The 14,905-nt window shown below is 64.9% G+C and carries 17 protein-coding genes; 10 read left to right on the top strand and 7 right to left on the bottom strand.

Translation table 11 applies throughout. From position 1 onward, the window contains the following. Window positions 1-3: 3 nt before the first annotated feature. The 5 genes from ACTIEZ_RS04295 to rplU all read right to left on the bottom strand — a co-directional run bounded on the left by ACTIEZ_RS04295 (window position 4) and on the right by rplU (window position 4,061). Window positions 4-1,245 (bottom strand): glutamate-5-semialdehyde dehydrogenase, encoded by a 1,242-nt coding sequence (locus ACTIEZ_RS04295; RefSeq protein ID WP_439545422.1) that lies wholly within the window; start codon window positions 1,243-1,245, stop codon window positions 4-6. Continuing rightward, window positions 1,242-2,351, bottom strand: a complete 1,110-nt coding sequence (proB, locus tag ACTIEZ_RS04290) for a glutamate 5-kinase (protein ID WP_439545421.1) — start codon at window positions 2,349-2,351, stop codon at window positions 1,242-1,244. Before proB ends, ACTIEZ_RS04295 begins: the two co-directional genes overlap by 4 nt. A gap of 20 nt (window positions 2,352-2,371) precedes the next feature. Further along, window positions 2,372-3,409, bottom strand: a complete 1,038-nt coding sequence (obgE, locus tag ACTIEZ_RS04285) for a GTPase ObgE (protein ID WP_439545420.1) — start codon at window positions 3,407-3,409, stop codon at window positions 2,372-2,374. A gap of 76 nt (window positions 3,410-3,485) precedes the next feature. Continuing rightward, the gene (rpmA, locus tag ACTIEZ_RS04280) at window positions 3,486-3,761 is read right to left on the bottom strand and encodes a 50S ribosomal protein L27 (RefSeq protein ID WP_353200525.1); all 276 of its coding nucleotides are present in this window, start codon (window positions 3,759-3,761) and stop codon (window positions 3,486-3,488) included. 12 nt (window positions 3,762-3,773) lie between these two features. Beyond that, window positions 3,774-4,061, bottom strand: a complete 288-nt coding sequence (gene rplU, locus ACTIEZ_RS04275) for a 50S ribosomal protein L21 (protein WP_439545419.1) — start codon at window positions 4,059-4,061, stop codon at window positions 3,774-3,776. A gap of 151 nt (window positions 4,062-4,212) precedes the next feature. Between rplU and ACTIEZ_RS04270 the strand changes: the two genes are divergently transcribed. Next, window positions 4,213-4,605, top strand: coding sequence for a hypothetical protein (locus tag ACTIEZ_RS04270; protein ID WP_439545418.1), 393 nt, complete (start codon window positions 4,213-4,215; stop codon window positions 4,603-4,605). Window positions 4,606-4,697: 92 nt separating this feature from the next. Here ACTIEZ_RS04270 and ACTIEZ_RS04265 read toward each other — a convergent pair whose 3' ends face one another. Both ACTIEZ_RS04265 and ACTIEZ_RS04260 read right to left on the bottom strand, forming a co-directional pair. After that, the gene (locus ACTIEZ_RS04265; protein ID WP_439545417.1) at window positions 4,698-5,288 is read right to left on the bottom strand and encodes a urate hydroxylase PuuD; all 591 of its coding nucleotides are present in this window, start codon (window positions 5,286-5,288) and stop codon (window positions 4,698-4,700) included. A gap of 89 nt (window positions 5,289-5,377) precedes the next feature. Further along, window positions 5,378-6,286 carry a PEPxxWA-CTERM sorting domain-containing protein gene (locus ACTIEZ_RS04260; protein ID WP_439545416.1) on the bottom strand — a complete coding sequence of 303 codons (909 nt, stop codon included), beginning with the start codon at window positions 6,284-6,286 and terminating at the stop codon, window positions 5,378-5,380. A 248-nt stretch (window positions 6,287-6,534) separates the two neighbouring features. On the opposite strand from ACTIEZ_RS04260, the gene ACTIEZ_RS04255 reads away from it, so the two are divergent. From ACTIEZ_RS04255 to rpsO, 9 genes are all read left to right on the top strand, one after another. Further along, window positions 6,535-7,119: a ribosome maturation factor gene (locus ACTIEZ_RS04255; protein WP_439545590.1), complete on the top strand. Its 585-nt coding sequence runs from the start codon at window positions 6,535-6,537 to the stop codon at window positions 7,117-7,119. A gap of 2 nt (window positions 7,120-7,121) precedes the next feature. Then, the gene (nusA, locus tag ACTIEZ_RS04250) at window positions 7,122-8,714 is read left to right on the top strand and encodes a transcription termination factor NusA (protein ID WP_439545415.1); all 1,593 of its coding nucleotides are present in this window, start codon (window positions 7,122-7,124) and stop codon (window positions 8,712-8,714) included. Next, window positions 8,680-9,441, top strand: coding sequence for a DUF448 domain-containing protein (locus ACTIEZ_RS04245; protein ID WP_439545414.1), 762 nt, complete (start codon window positions 8,680-8,682; stop codon window positions 9,439-9,441). Before nusA ends, ACTIEZ_RS04245 begins: the two co-directional genes overlap by 35 nt. 9 nt (window positions 9,442-9,450) lie before the next feature. Then, on the top strand, window positions 9,451-12,285 hold the full coding sequence (gene infB / locus ACTIEZ_RS04240; RefSeq protein WP_439545413.1) for a translation initiation factor IF-2: 2,835 nt from the start codon (window positions 9,451-9,453) through the stop codon (window positions 12,283-12,285). Window positions 12,286-12,394: 109 nt separating this feature from the next. After that, window positions 12,395-12,856: a 30S ribosome-binding factor RbfA gene (gene rbfA, locus ACTIEZ_RS04235; RefSeq protein WP_439545589.1), complete on the top strand. Its 462-nt coding sequence runs from the start codon at window positions 12,395-12,397 to the stop codon at window positions 12,854-12,856. A gap of 69 nt (window positions 12,857-12,925) precedes the next feature. Next, window positions 12,926-13,222, top strand: coding sequence for a hypothetical protein (locus ACTIEZ_RS04230; RefSeq protein ID WP_439545412.1), 297 nt, complete (start codon window positions 12,926-12,928; stop codon window positions 13,220-13,222). Then, the gene (locus ACTIEZ_RS04225; protein ID WP_439545411.1) at window positions 13,219-13,641 is read left to right on the top strand and encodes a type II toxin-antitoxin system VapC family toxin; all 423 of its coding nucleotides are present in this window, start codon (window positions 13,219-13,221) and stop codon (window positions 13,639-13,641) included. The genes ACTIEZ_RS04230 and ACTIEZ_RS04225 overlap by 4 nt, the downstream gene beginning before the upstream one ends. Beyond that, entirely contained in the window at window positions 13,641-14,531 is an 891-nt protein-coding gene (gene truB / locus ACTIEZ_RS04220) for a tRNA pseudouridine(55) synthase TruB (RefSeq protein ID WP_439545410.1), read from the top strand. The genes ACTIEZ_RS04225 and truB overlap by 1 nt, the downstream gene beginning before the upstream one ends. Window positions 14,532-14,543: 12 nt before the next feature. Then, window positions 14,544-14,813 (top strand): 30S ribosomal protein S15, encoded by a 270-nt coding sequence (gene rpsO / locus ACTIEZ_RS04215; protein ID WP_439545409.1) that lies wholly within the window; start codon window positions 14,544-14,546, stop codon window positions 14,811-14,813. The last annotated feature ends 92 nt before the right edge of the window (window positions 14,814-14,905 follow it).

Below are 14,905 nucleotides of genomic sequence, written 5' to 3'. Positions count from 1 at the left end.
CCATCACGGCCGCACCTGGCCAGTGCCGCGCACGAGGGTCTTGAAGATGGTCAGCCCCTCCAGCGCCACCGGGCCGCGCGCGTGCAGGCGGCCCGTCGCAATGCCGATCTCTGCGCCGAAGCCGAACTCGCCGCCATCGGCGAACTGCGTGGAGGCATTGTGCAGCACGATCGCGGCATCGACGCGGGCGAGGAAGGTTTCGGCAACGCCGGCATCCTGCGCAATCACGCTTTCGGTGTGCTGGCTGCCGTGGGCGGCGATGTGGGCAATGGCGCCGTCAACGCCGGCAACTTGCGCGACGCTGGCGATGGCATCCAGATATTCGGTGTCCCAATCTTCCGGCGCGGCGGGCTGCACGCGCGGGTCCAGCGACTGGATGGCGGCATCGCCGCGCACTTCGCAATCGCCATCGAGCAGCGCCGCCACCAATTGCTGTTTGAGGACAACGGGCGCGGCAACATCGATCAGCAGGGTTTCCATCGCCCCGCACACCGCCGTGCGGCGCAGCTTGCTGTTGACCACAATCGCCACGGCCTTGTCCGGATCAGCGCTTGCATCGACATAGACATGATTGATGCCATCCAGATGCGCCAGCACCGGCACACGGGCTTCGGCCTGGACGCGTGCCACCAGACCCTTGCCGCCGCGCGGGATGATCACGTCGATCAGGCCGTGTGCGGCCAGCATGTCGCCCACCAGAGCACGGTCTCCGGCGGGGACCATCTGCACGGCCGCGGCCGGCAGGCCGGCGTCGCGCAGGCCAATCGCCATGCAATCCAGCAGCACCGCGTTCGACCGCGCCGCTTCGCTGCCACCGCGCAGCAGGCAGGCATTGCCGGCCATCAGGCATAATGCTGCCGCATCGGCGGTCACGCCGGGTCGGCTTTCGTATATGATGCCGATCACGCCCAGCGGCACCCGCACCCGGCTGAACTGCAGGCCATTGGGCCGTTCCCAACGCGCGATCACTTCGCCGACGGGATCAGCCAGGCCTGCCACCGTGTCCAGCCCGGCGGCGATGCCATCAACGCGGGAAGCATCCAGCGCCAGCCGGTCCACCAGGGCAGCCGACAGCCCCGCAGCGGCGATGACATCGTTGGCATTGGCGGCGAGCAGTTCGGCTGCGCGGGCGCGGATGGCGGTGGCTGCGGTGCGGATGGCCTGCGCCTTTTGCGCGGTCGAAGCGGCGGCCAGCGCCGGCAGAGCAGCCCTAGCAGCGCGGGCCATATCATGGATCATGTTCATATCAGCACCAGATGATCGGCATGCACCATGGCAGCGCGCGGGGCATAGCCCAGTGCGGCGGCGTGGGCATCGTTGCGCAGGCCCATGATCGTGGCGGCATCGTCGGCATCATAACCAGCCAGACCGCGCCCGAGCAGTTCGCCGTCGGGGCCGACAATTGCCACCACATCGCCGCGCTGGAACGGGCCATCCACCGCGCGCACGCCGGCTGCCAGCAACGAGGCGCCGCGGCGCAGGGCCGACGCGGCGCCGGCATCCACCGTGATCGTACCGGCCACGGTGATGCGCCCCGCCAGCCAGGCCTTGCGGCCTTTGGCGCTGCGTGGCGGCAGGAACAGCGTGCCGCCGCCGCTCGCAGCAAAATGCGTGAGCGGCCGGTCGACCCGCCCGTCACAGATGGCAAGCGCAATGCCCGCCGCACCGGCCATGCGGGCGGCCAGCAATTTGGCCGCCATGCCGCCCGATCCCATGCCCGACTTTGTCTCACCCGTCGCCATCGCCATCACATCGGGTGTCAGCGCCTTGACCACCGGAATGCGCGTCGCGCTGGCATCGCTGGCGGGGTTGGCGGTAAAAAGGCCATCGACATCGGACAGCAGGATCACGCCCATCGCCCCCGCCGCCTGTCCAGCGCGCGCCGCCAGCCGATCATTGTCGCCAAAACGGATTTCGGCGGTGGCGACCGTGTCATTCTCGTTCAGCACTGGCACGGCGCCCAAATCGAGCAATCGCGCGATGGTGGCCGCAACGTTCAAATAACGCCGCCGGTCTTCCAGATCACCCAGCGTCAGCAGCACCTGCGCGGCGATCAGGCCCTGGGCAGCCAGCAGCGCTTCCCATACGCCGGCAAGGGCCACCTGCCCCACCGCAGCGGCGGCCTGGGCATCCTCCAGGCTGGCGCGGCCGCCGCGCTCCAACCCCAGCCGGCGTGCACCAAGCGCAATGGCGCCGGACGATACGATGACGATCTGCTGGCCCTGGCTGCGGCGTTCAGCGATGTCGGTGACCACGCCGGCCAGCCAGTCTGTGCGCACGGTACCAGCGTGATCAACCAGCAGCGCCGAGCCGATTTTCACCACCAGCCGCGGACAGACAGCGGGATCCAAGGCGGCGGCAGGCGTGGGTGTTACAGCGGCGACCACGGCCGATCTCCGCCGGTCGTGCGCGTCGCCTGCGACCGGCCAGCGATTTCCATCAGGCGATCGAGCACAGGCTCCACCCCCTTTTTTGTCGCTGCGCTGATGCAGAATACCGGCGCGCCGCTCGCCTGTTCCAGCGCGCGCTTCTTGGCGGCCAGCGCCTGGGGCGTCACCAGATCGGTCTTGGAAAGCGCCAGTATCTCCGGCTTGCGATCGAGGCCATTGCCATAGGCGGCGAGTTCCTCGCGCACGGTTTCCCATTGGGCGACCGGGCCGGGCAGGCTGGCGTCAACCAGATGCAGCAGCACGCGGCAGCGTTCGATATGGCCCAGAAAGCGGTCACCGATGCCGACGCCATCGGCAGCGCCGGCAATCAGGCCCGGAATATCGGCCATCACCAGTTCCTGGCCCTTGTGGGCGACCACGCCGAGCTGTGGTTTCAGCGTCGTGAAGGCATAATTGCCGACCTTGGCCTTGGTGTTGGAAATCGCGTTGATCAGGCTGGATTTGCCCACATTCGGCTGGCCGACCAGGCCGACATCGGCCAGCAGCTTCAGCCGCAGCCACACCCACAATTCCTTGCCGGGAAAGCCCGGCTGGAACTGGCGCGGCGCGCGGTTGGTGCTGGTCTTGTAATGATCATTGCCCTTGCCGCCGTCGCCGCCCTTCAGCAGGATGGCGCGCTGGCCCACGGTGGTCATGTCGACGATCAGCGTGCGTTCTTCATCGTCGGCCAGGATCTGCGTGCCCACCGGCACCTTGATCAGCAGATCATTGCCGCCGGCGCCAGTGCGGTTGCGACCCATGCCATGTTCGCCGCGCTTGGCTTTGAAATGCTGCGAATAACGGAAATCGATCAGCGTGTTGAGGCCGTCGACACATTCAAAGATGACATCGCCGCCCTTGCCGCCATCGCCGCCATCGGGGCCGCCATATTCGACGAACTTCTCGCGGCGGAAGGACACCGATCCGTCGCCGCCAGCACCGGACGACAGGAAGATCTTGGCCTGATCGAGAAACTGCATCGCGGGGTTGTTCCAAAACAAAAGGGGAGCCGGTCGCCCAGCTCCCCTTTGTCAAATAAGCGGGAAAGAGCCGGGCTTATTCAGCCGCGAGCGGTTCCGCCACCGGATTGACCGACACATATTTGCGGCCAAGCTTGCCGGTGTGGAATTCCACGGTGCCGGTGCTCAGCGCATACAGCGTGTGATCCTTGCCAACGCCGACATTGCGGCCGGCATGGGTGGGGGTGCCGCGCTGACGGATGATGATGGTGCCGGCGTTGACCGCCTGGCCGCCGAAGCGCTTGACGCCCAGGCGCTTGCTTTCCGAATCACGGCCGTTCCTGGACGAGCCGCCTGCTTTCTTGTGAGCCATGGGTTTGTGTCCTTACGCGACCGACGTGATTTTCAGCACGGTCAGCTGCTGGCGATGACCGTTCTTGCGGCGATAATTGTGGCGACGCTTCTTTTTGAAGATGATCACCTTATCGCCCTTGGTCTGGGCGACGATTTCGGCCGTGACGGCCCCACCCATCGTGAGATCGGCACCTTCGCCGACCATCAGGGTTTCGAGATTCACGGCAGCGCCGGCATCCCCATCGATTTTCTCGACGATGATCTTGTCACCGTCGGCGACCCGGTATTGCTTGCCGCCGGTGCGCACCACTGCGAACATGACTTCAACCTTAGAAATATGGTTCAAACAAACGCGCAGCCAGAATCGGTAGACCCCGGCTCATGCGAAGGCGGGTCGGTAATGGATGACCCAGGGCTTGTCAACGCGATTGCCACTTGGGGCCGTCAGCTTTGCGCGCCATCGCCGCGCAATGACGCTCCCCCTTTTGTCACCGGGCCGCTTGGTGCACAAGATATGGGTGACCCGCCGCCGCATCGTTCTGATCATCATCGCTGCCCTGGCCGGCGGATCACTGGCGCTGGGGCTTTATGATCCGGATATCGATGCGCCGGCGGCCGAAGCGCTCGCCGATCGGTTGGCGAAACAATATCATGTGCGGTCCGGCGTGCCGAGCAGCGCGTTTGCGGCGCGTGAAGGCCAGCAATGGGCCGATGGCTGGGAATTTCGCTGGCGCTACAAATCCTGCCCGGAATATGCGTCGCTGCGGGTGTGGATCAGCCGCAATGGCCGACGGGCAAGCTATGCCGAACTTCCGGACTGTGCGCCGGCGGACGGGTCCGCGGCGCGGCCGCGCAACGTCTGACCATGAGCCGGCGGAACATCGAGGCGCCATAGGAAAGGGCCAGCCCGCAACACGCGGACCGGCCCTTCATGTGACGTTAGCCGTTGGCCGTTTCAGAGTGTCAGGCCGTTGCCCTGCGTGATCATGCAATACAGCATCGGGAACGACAGAACGAAATTGGTGCGCGAAAACAGCATTGCCGTCTTGCCAGCCTTGGCCTTTTCATCGGCCGTGCCATCGACCAGGCCCAGCGCAATCTTCTGGTTTGGCCAGATCACGAACCAAACGAATGCTGCCATGATCAGGCCCAGGTACATGCCGAGGCCGATGACCCGGAAGCCTTCGCCGAAGGTGAACGCCTGCACGATATAGCCGTTGTGGCCAGCAATCGCCAGACCGATCACCACGGTCAACAATGCGGCGTGGCGGAAGAACAGCAGCGCCTTGGGGGCGATATATTTGGTCACGCCGGGCTTCAGATCGGCCGGCACCGACGGCATCGTCGGGATCTGCACGAAATTGAAATAATAGAGCAGGCCAATCCACAGCACGCCGGCCCAGGTGTGCACGAATCGCAGGAAGCCATTGCCCCACGCATATAGATCGCCGCCGATATAACCGCCGTGGAACGCCGCGATCACCGCCACCAGCAGCCCCAGGCCCAGAAACAGCGCCTGCGTGAGATTGCCCAGAATATTTGCCATGAGTTTCGCCCCGTGAAAGCCTCGTTTCATCGCTGTATAGGCGACGGAATAAGTCTTGTTAAGGGCAGCAACGACGTAGCAGCGCGTGATCAGGCCAGCGCTGGGCGACGGCGACGCATTACCGCACCCACCAGGCCGAATCCGGCAATCAACATGGCCCAACTGGACGGTTCCGGCACACCGCCGGTGATGTTGATGCCGGTGAAGGCCGCCTGCTTGCCCGAAATGCCGAATTTCACGAATTCATCAACGCTGCCCGGCGAGCCTGTGTAGGCCATGTTGACATTGCCGGTCACCGCCCAATCGAACGCCCAGAAATTGCCGTTGGTGACCAGCCATTGCGACGCCCAGCCAGGGCCGACTTCGTTGAAATTGGGATTGGTCAGATTGGTTTCAGGTGTGACGATCTGCGAGGTGATCAAGCTGCCCTGCTGAGTCACGCCGGTGGCTGCAAAGGCCACATCGGACAGGCTGATGACAGGGGTGTAATTCTGGCCTGACCGCTGCAGGCTGGTCACTTCGAGGTGCAGCGTGTTCATCGGCAATTGACCGGGAGAGAGCAGATCGCCCGGGGTTTCACCGGTCGCTGCCGACGCCAGCAATTGCGCCGCAGCCACGGTTGGCGCCGTTGGCAGCGCCGGGGTGAAGCTGCCCCACGCCAGGCTGCGCACCACATTGCTGGGGTTGGTCATGCTGAAGACGATGCCTTGGCCAGCGATATGGCGCAGGCTGAAGGCAAAGGTCACATTGTTGAGCGAGGCGTTGTTGCCAAGGTTTGTGCTGATGAAATTCGGCCCACCCGGCACATTCTGCGTACCGCCGCCTGCATCTAGCGACAGATCGAAATTGGTGTTCGACATGCGATATTTCGCACCAAGCACCAGCGTGTCGATAGCGGTGATACGCACATCCGGATCATTGATGAACACGGTCGTGGCGGTGGCCGGCCCTGCCAGAGCCAGAATCGCCACTGTGACAAACATGCTGGCACGCAACATCGAGACACCCCGCAAATGGTTAATTTCCTGTTAACGGTAACGGTGGATACAGGATAAACACGCGGCCGTTAAGAGGGAAAAGGGTTAACGGCGCCACATTGTTCAGCACGCTTGCCGGCTCCTCACGAACGGCGTATAGGCCCTTTCATTCCTGCATGGCTGATGGTTTGCAGGCTGCGCGGCTCCGCTGCGTGGCGCCAGACCGCTTGCCGTGCAGCCCCAACACCACCGACCGGAGACGCAAGCCTTTGACCCAGACCGATCTCGATGCCCGCCTGGATGATATCATCGCGCCTGTCGTGGCGGCGATGGGCCTTGCCCTGGTGCGCATCCAGCTTTCGGGGCAAAATGGCGCAATGACGCTGCAGGTGATGGCCGAAGACCCGGCCACCGGGCAGTTGACGCTCGATCAGTGTGCCGCCTTGTCGCGCGCGCTCGATCTGCCACTGGAAGAAGCCGACCCGATCGCGAGCGAATATGCGCTGGAAGTCTCCTCCCCCGGCATCGACCGGCCGCTGACCCGCGCCATCGATTGGCAGAACTGGGTGGGCCACGAAGCCCGCATGAAGCTGGAGCCGATGGTGGACGGCCGCGCCCGCGCCCATGGCGACATCACCGCGCTGGATGGCGACGATGTGCTGCTCACCGGCAAGTCCGGCCAGGTGCTGCGCCTGCCGATGGCCAATATCCGCGCCGCCAAGCTGGTGCTGACCGAACGGCTGATTGCCGCCACCCGCCCGCTGGACACCACCGGCGCCGACGAAATCATTGAAAGCGGCGCTGCTGCGGACAATGACAATGAAACCCCCGACCACGATCTTTCGGAGGACTGAAGATGGCTATCGCCACTGCACACGCCACATCCCTGACGGCCAACCGCGCCGAATTGCTCGCTATTGCCGATGCGGTGGCGCGCGAGAAGAGCATCGATCGCGGCATCGTGATCGAGGCGATGGAAGACGCCATCCAGCGCGCCGCCCGTGCACGTTATGGCGCCGAGAACGACATTCGCGCCAAGATCGATCCCAAATCGGGTGAAACCCGGCTGTGGCGTGTGCTGGAAGTGGTTGAGGAACCGGAAGATTTCTTCAAGCAGATCAGCCTGAAGGACGCGACCAAGAAAGACGCCAGCGCCGAATTGGGCAGCTATGTCGTCGATCCGCTGCCGCCGGTGGAGTTCGGTCGCATCGCCGCGCAAGGCGCCAAACAGGTGATCGTGCAGAAGGTGCGCGATGCCGAGCGGGAGCGCCAGTTCGAAGAGTTCAAGGACCGCCAGGGCGAGATCATCACCGGTGTCGTCAAGCGCGCCGAATTCGGCCACGTGGTTGTTGATCTTGGCAAGGCCGAGGGCGTGATCCGCCGCGACCAGCAGATCCCGCGCGAAGTGCTGAAGCCTGGTGATCGGGTGCGCAGCCTGATCGCCAGCGTGCGCCGTGAACCGCGCGGCCCACAGATTTTCCTGTCCCGCGCGCACGGCGACTTCATGAAGAAATTGTTCGCCCAGGAAGTGCCGGAGATTTACGACGGTATCATCGAGATCAAGGCCGTGGCCCGCGATCCGGGCAGCCGCGCCAAGATCGGCGTGATCAGCCGCGACAGCAGCATCGATCCGGTCGGCGCCTGCGTCGGCATGAAGGGCAGCCGCGTGCAGGCGGTGGTGCAGGAATTGCAGGGCGAAAAGATCGACATCATCCCCTGGTCGCCCGACACCGCAACCTTCGTGGTGAACGCGCTGCAGCCGGCCGAAGTTGCCAAGGTGGTGCTGGACGAGGAAGACAACCGCATCGACGTGGTGGTGCCCGACGATCAGCTTTCCCTTGCCATCGGCCGCCGCGGCCAGAATGTGCGGCTGGCCAGCGCGCTGACCGGCAAGCAGATCGACATCATGACCGAAGCCGACGAAAGCGAGCGCCGGCAGAAGGAATTCGTCGAGAAGTCCGAACTGTTCCAGACCGAACTGGATGTCGATGAAACCCTGGCGCAACTGCTGGTGGCCGAAGGCTTTTCTGAACTGGAAGAGGTCGCCTATGTCGAGCTCGCCGAAATCGCCGGCATCGAAGGCTTTGACGAGGATCTGGGCACCGAACTGCAGAACCGCGCCATCGAAGCCCTGGAGCGCCGCGAAGCTGTTGCCCGCGAAGAGCGTCGCGGTCTTGGCGTGGAGGACGATCTCGCTGCCATCGACGGGTTGACCGAGGCCATGTTGGTGGTGCTGGGCAAGAAAAATATCCGCACCCTCGATGATCTGGGCGATCTCGCCACCGACGAACTGGTCGGCCGCGGCGGCGTGCTGAAGGATTTCGGCCTGACCGAGGATGATGGCAACCGCATCATCATGGCGGCGCGTGCGCACTGGTTTGCTGACGAGGAGTCCGTCGGTGCCGAATCTGCTGATGGGGAGGACGCATCAGCGGATGGAAGCCAATGATCGCCTGACGCCGGAACCGCCGGCTGCCCTGGAAAAGACCCCGAACAAGGATAGCGAACGCCGCTGTATCCTGACCGGGGAAACTGCGCCGCGCGCCAGCCTTATCCGGCTGGCGCTGGGGCCGGATGGTCAGGTGGCTGCCGATTGGTCGGAACGGCTGCCGGGTCGCGGCGCCTGGATCAGCGCGGATCGTGGCCTGTTTGATGATGTGGCGGCGCGCGGCCGGTTGCGGGGCGCGTTGGCGCGCGCTTTCAAGGCCAACAGCTTCACGCTGCCCGATGACATCGGCGACCGCATCGAAGCCAGCTTGCGGCAACGCCTGCTGGCCCGGCTCGGGTTGGAAAAGCGCGCCGGCAACCTTATTGTCGGGGAAGAGCGGGTGCGCGAAGCGCTGCGCGCCGGGAAGGTGTGGCTGGTGCTGCACGCCGGCGATGCCCGTCCGGATGGCGCCGACCGGCTGGACGGCATGGCCCGCGCGGTGGGCGAAACGCTGGGCGAAGACATCGCCCAGCGCCGCTTGCCGATGTCGCGCGACGCGCTGTCGGCGGCATTGGGCCGGGACAATGTGGTGCATGCCGCCATCACCGAAAAGGCCGCGGCAGCGCGCGTGCTGGCCGATATCGACCGCTGGGGCGGCTTCGCCCCGGCGCACAGTGAAACAGAGACGAAGTTTGAACAGACGGGCGGCGCAACAGAGGTTGCGGCAGGCACCCTTGAGAGGCATTAGGCGCGGACAATGAGTGACGACAACAAACCCAAGCTTGGCATGCGTGCCCCCCTCGGCCTGAACAAGTCGGTCGAGGTCGGCAAGGTCAAGCAGCAATTCAGCCATGGACGCACCAAACAGGTCGTCGTGGAAGTGAAACGCACGCGTGTGCTGCATCGCCCCGGCGATGCGCCAGCCGCAGCACCGGAGCCGGCACCGGCACCGGCGCCCGCGCCAACCCCAGCGCCAACCCCAGCACCAGCACCCCCGCCCGTGGCGCGTGCGCCAGAGCCTGTGGCGCCTCCTGCCGCAGAACCGCCGGTGACGGCGCGCGCTGCCGAGCCGGCTGCGCCCCGCCCCCAGATGCCGCCGCCGGTCACGTTCCGGCCGGTGGAGCGTGTGCCGGCGCCGCCAAAGCCGGCCCCCGCTGCGCCGGAAGCCAAGGCACCCGAACCGAAGCAGGCGGACGCCCCGCAAACGGTTGCGCCGCAACCTACGGCGCCGGTTGCTGCAGAACCAAAGCCAGCCGCGACCGCACCGCGTCCCGCAGCCCCGCAGCAGCGGACCGGCCAGCAGGGCCGTCCGCCGCAAGGTGGTGCGGGCCAACGTGCCGGCAACCGCCAGCCGCCGCAGCCCACCGCGCCGCAAAAGGGCCGCATGACGCCGGCCGAAATGGCGGCCATGTATGCGCGCCAGGCCGAGGAAGACCGGCTGCGCCTGATGGAAGAGGTGCGCATCCGCGAAGAGCAGGAGCGTGCCGCGCGCGAAGAGGAAGAGCGCCGCCGCATTGATGAAAAGCGCCTGGCCGCCGAAGAGCTTGCGACGCGTCCCGATCCGCAGCCGGAAATGGATGCCGACGGCATGGTCATCCCGCCCAGCGCGATGGAAGACGACGACGACAGCATGCGCGTGCGCATCATCCCCGGCCGCAAGCCGGAAGCGCCCAAGCCGCAGCGCCTCGTCAAAGGGGCCGACGATCGCCGCAAGTCCGGCAAGCTGACCGTTACGCGCGCGCTGGATGATGAAGGCAGCACGCGTGTGCGCAGCCTGGCAGCGCTGCGCCGTGCCCGCGAAAAGGAACGCGGCCGGCTGGGCAGCCAGGCCAAGCAGGTGCGCGACGTGACCGTGCCGGACATGATTACCGTGCAGGAACTCGCCAACCGCATGGCCGAGCGCACCAACAATGTCGTGCGTCTGCTCGCCCGCCTGGGCGTGCCGGCAGCGGCGCTGGAGGAAATCGATCAGGACACCGCCGAACTGGTGCTGAACGAGTTCGGCCACAACATCATCCGCGTGTCGGAAAGCGATGTCGAAAAGGGTATGGTCGGCGCTGCCGACATCGAAGAGGATATGAGCCCACGTCCGCCGGTGGTCACCATCATGGGCCATGTCGATCACGGCAAGACCAGCTTGCTCGATGCGCTGCGCGGATCGAATGTGGTCAAGGGCGAAGCCGGCGGCATCACGCAGCAGATCGGCGCTTATCAGATCGTCACCAAGGACAAGCAGAAGATCACCTTCCTGGATACGCCGGGCCACGAAGCCTTCACCCAGATGCGCGCCCGCGGTGCCGGGGTGACGGATATCGTCGTGCTGGTGGTGGCCTGGGATGACGGGATCATGCCGCAGACCATCGAGGCCATTCAGCACACCAAGGCCGCCGGCGTGCCGATGATCGTGGCCATCAACAAGATGGACAAGACCGGTGCCGATGCCGGCCGCATCCGCACCGCCCTGCTGCAACAGGATGTGCAGGTGGAAGAAATGGGCGGCGACGTGATGAGCGCCGAGATTTCCGCCACCCAGAAAATCGGCCTTGATGACCTGCTGGAGAAAATCCTGCTGCAGGCCGAAGTGCTGGAATTGCGCGCCAATCCGGCCCGCAGCGCCGAAGGCACGGTGATCGAAGCACGGCTCGACAAGGGCAAGGGCCCGCTTGCCACCGTGCTGGTCGGCCGCGGGACGCTCAAGCGCGGTGACATCTTCGTGATGGGCCAGGAATGGGGCCGCGTGCGCGCCCTGACCGATGACAAGGGCGTGCAGGTGAAGGAGGCCGGCCCATCCTCGGCCGTCGAAGTGCTCGGCCTGAACGGCGTGCCGCTGGCGGGCGATCTGGTCACCGTGGTCGAAGACGAAGCCCGTGCCCGCGAAGTCGCGGAATATCGGGCTGGCCTCGCCACCGCCAAGCGCACCGGTGCCAATGGCCCGGCGCGTCTGGAAGACATGTTCTCGGTGCTGCGCGCCAAGAAGGTTCAGGAATATCCGCTGGTCATCAAGGCCGACACGCAAGGTTCGGCCGAAGCCATTGCCGGTGCCGTGAACAAGATCGGCAGCGACCAGATCCGCGCCAAGGTGCTGATTGCCAGCACCGGCGGCATAACCGAAAGCGACGTCACCCTGGCCAAGGCCAGCGGCGCGCCGGTGATCGGGTTCAATGTGCGGGCCAATGCCAAGGCACGCGAAATTGCCCAGCGCGATCAGGTGGCGTTGAAATATTATGACGTCATCTATGATCTGATCGACGAAGTGAAGGCGGCGATGGCCGGGCAGCTTGGTCCCGAAGCCTTTGAAACCGTGGTGGGCCGTGCCCAGGTGCTGGAGGTTTTCCAGGCCGGCAAGGTCGGCAAGGCGGCCGGTTTGCGCGTTACCGAAGGTTATATCAAGAAGGCGCTGCGTGCGCGTGTCATGCGCGACGATGTCATCATCTACACCGGCTCGATCGCCTCGCTGCGCCGCTTCAAGGAAGATGTGCCCGAAGTGAAGGTTGGCCTGGAATGCGGCATCACGCTGGCCGATTCGTCGGATGTGAAGGCCGGTGACATCATCGAGACCTACGAAGTCGAGATGAAGGAACGCACGCTCTGATCTGCTCCCCTCCCGCCTGCGGGAGGGGTTGGGGGTGGGAACGAATGCCCGCCCCGATTTTGCCCACCCCCGGCCCCTCCCGCCAGCGGGAGGGGAGGAATTCGTGCCGATGCCCAAGCCCATATTGCCCACCAACGCCGATTCCCAAGGTCGCCCGATCCGCCTGCAGCGCATCGGCGAGCAGGTGCGCCACGCGCTCGCCGAAATCATCGCGCGCGGCGACCTGCGCGACGATGTGATCACCCGCACGATCATTTCGGTGTCGGAAGTGCGGGTGACGCCCGATCTGCGCCAGGCGCTGGTATTCGTGAAGGCGTCGAACGGCGACGATGAAGCGGTGGTGAAGGCGCTTGGCCAGCATCGCGGCTGGCTGCGCGGCGAAGTGGCCAAGCGGCTGGCGACGAAATACACGCCGGACCTGACGTTCCGCCGCGATGAGAGTTTTGACGCCGGCGCCCGCATCGATGCGATCCTGCAACGCCCGGACATCGCCCGCGACCTGCCGCCAGTCACCAAGGCGCCGGCGAAGCCGTGGAAGAGCCTGGCGGACAGCATCGAGGACGAGGATTAAGCCTTCGATTGCAATTTTGCACTGAAATGGTCATATCGAAATGGCCATTTCATCGGCAGGACCAACCCCATGCCCCGCGAACTCACCCTGTCTGCAAGCCAGTTCAAGGCGCAATGCCTGGACCTGATGGCCGCTGGCGCAGCGCGCCGCCTGGATCGGATCAATGTTACCCGCCGCGGCAAGGCCTATGTCACGCTGCACTTCGAAGGTAATCATGCGCCCGGCCCCTCGTTCGATCCGTTCGGCTGCATGAAGGGCAGCACCGGCCTTTCCGAAACCGATTTCGCCACCCTGGATGCCGACTTCACCGAACTTGGCAAGGAGATGGCTGCGCTTGTCGAAACGTCGGCCTCGAGCTTCGAGTGAATCGATCTGTTGATCTGTTGCTCGATACCAATGTCATCTTGCGGCTGAGCGAGGGCATGCCGGTTTCGGCTGCCTGTCGCGAAGCGGTGCGCAGCCCGGCCGGTCGTTTGCTGGTGTCGTCGGTTTCGGCCTGGGAAATCGGGACGCTGGCAACGCGGACCGGCAACACGCGCCAGTTGTTTCGCGGTGACACGCGCGGCTGGCTGCAGCGCTTCCTGGAGAATTTCCGCGCCGAAGCCCTCGATCTGTCGTGGGAATCAGCCCTGGCTGCTGCAAGCCTGCCGGAACCCTTCCATCGTGATCCAGCCGACCGTCTGCTGGTCGCCCAGGCCCGCGTCGAAGATCTCCTGCTGCTGACCAGCGACCGCAACATCCTTGCCTATGCCGACGCCGGCCATGTGCGGGCGCTGGCCTGCTGATGTCGCTCAACGGCTGGATCATCCTCGACAAGCCACTCGGCCTGACCAGTGCGCAGGGTGTGGCGGCGGTGAAGCGGATTTTTCGCACCACTGGCATGCCCATCCCGCGCATCGGCCATGGCGGCACGCTCGATCCGCTGGCCACCGGCGTGTTGCCGATCGCGCTGGGGGAGGCCACCAAATTGGCCGGCCGCATGCTCGATGCCGCCAAGGCCTATGATTTCACGGTGCAATTCGGCAGCGAGACCAGCACATTGGATGCCGAAGGCGACATCATTGCCACCAGCGACGTGCGGCCCGACGCAGCCGCGATCCAGGCCGTGCTGCCGCGCTTCACCGGGCCGATCAACCAGGTGCCGCCGGCCTACTCGGCGTTGAAGATCGATGGCAAGCGCGCCTATGCACTCGCCCGGGCCGGCGCCGAGGTCACGCTTGCCCCCCGCCAGCTCACGATCCACGAACTCACCCTCACCGCCACCACGCCGGACAGCGCCACCTTCAGCACCCATGTGTCGAAGGGCACCTATATCCGCAGCCTGGCGCGCGACATCGCCTATGCGCTCGGCACCGTTGGCCATGTCACCATGTTGCGGCGCACCAAGTCCGGCCCGTTCACGCTGGCACAGGCGATATCGCTGGACAATCTGGCCGCATTGGTGCAGGGGCCCTCCCCAGAACAGGCACTCTTGCCATTGATGGCAGGGCTGGACGACATCCCGGCTCTGCATATCACGCCAGACGAAGCGGCGGCACTCCATCAGGGGCGCAGGCTTGTCGGGCACCCAGCCAGCAACGGCACCCATCTCGCCTGCAACGGTTCTGTTCCCGTTGCACTGGTCGAGGCCCATCAGGGTGAGGTGCGGGTGCTGCGCGGGTTCAACCTCGATTGAAGGAGTAACACGATGTCGGTATCCGCCGAAAAGAAAGCCGAAATCATCAGTGGCAATGCCCGCAGCCCGGGCGACACCGGTTCGCCGGAAGTTCAGGTGGCCATATTGACGGAACGCATTGTCAACCTGACCGAGCATTTCAAGACGCACGGCAAGGACAATCACAGCCGGCGCGGCCTGCTGGTTCTGGTCAACACGCGCCGTTCGCTGCTGGATTATCTCAAGAAGAAAGATGCAGCGCGTTACACCGCGCTGATCACCAAGCTGGGCCTGCGCAAGTAAGCCCACAACCGGAACGGCCCCATTTCGGGGCCGTTCGTTTATCCGGCTCTTCACGAATTCGCGTGTCGGGGCCGGCGCTGCCACAAGGGCGG

It is taken from the genome of Sandarakinorhabdus sp., assembly GCF_051860625.1.
Classification (GTDB): domain Bacteria; phylum Pseudomonadota; class Alphaproteobacteria; order Sphingomonadales; family Sphingomonadaceae; genus Sandarakinorhabdus.
The sequence above is the reverse complement of the archived record's forward strand: the minus strand, read 5'-3'. Positions and strand labels throughout refer to the sequence as shown.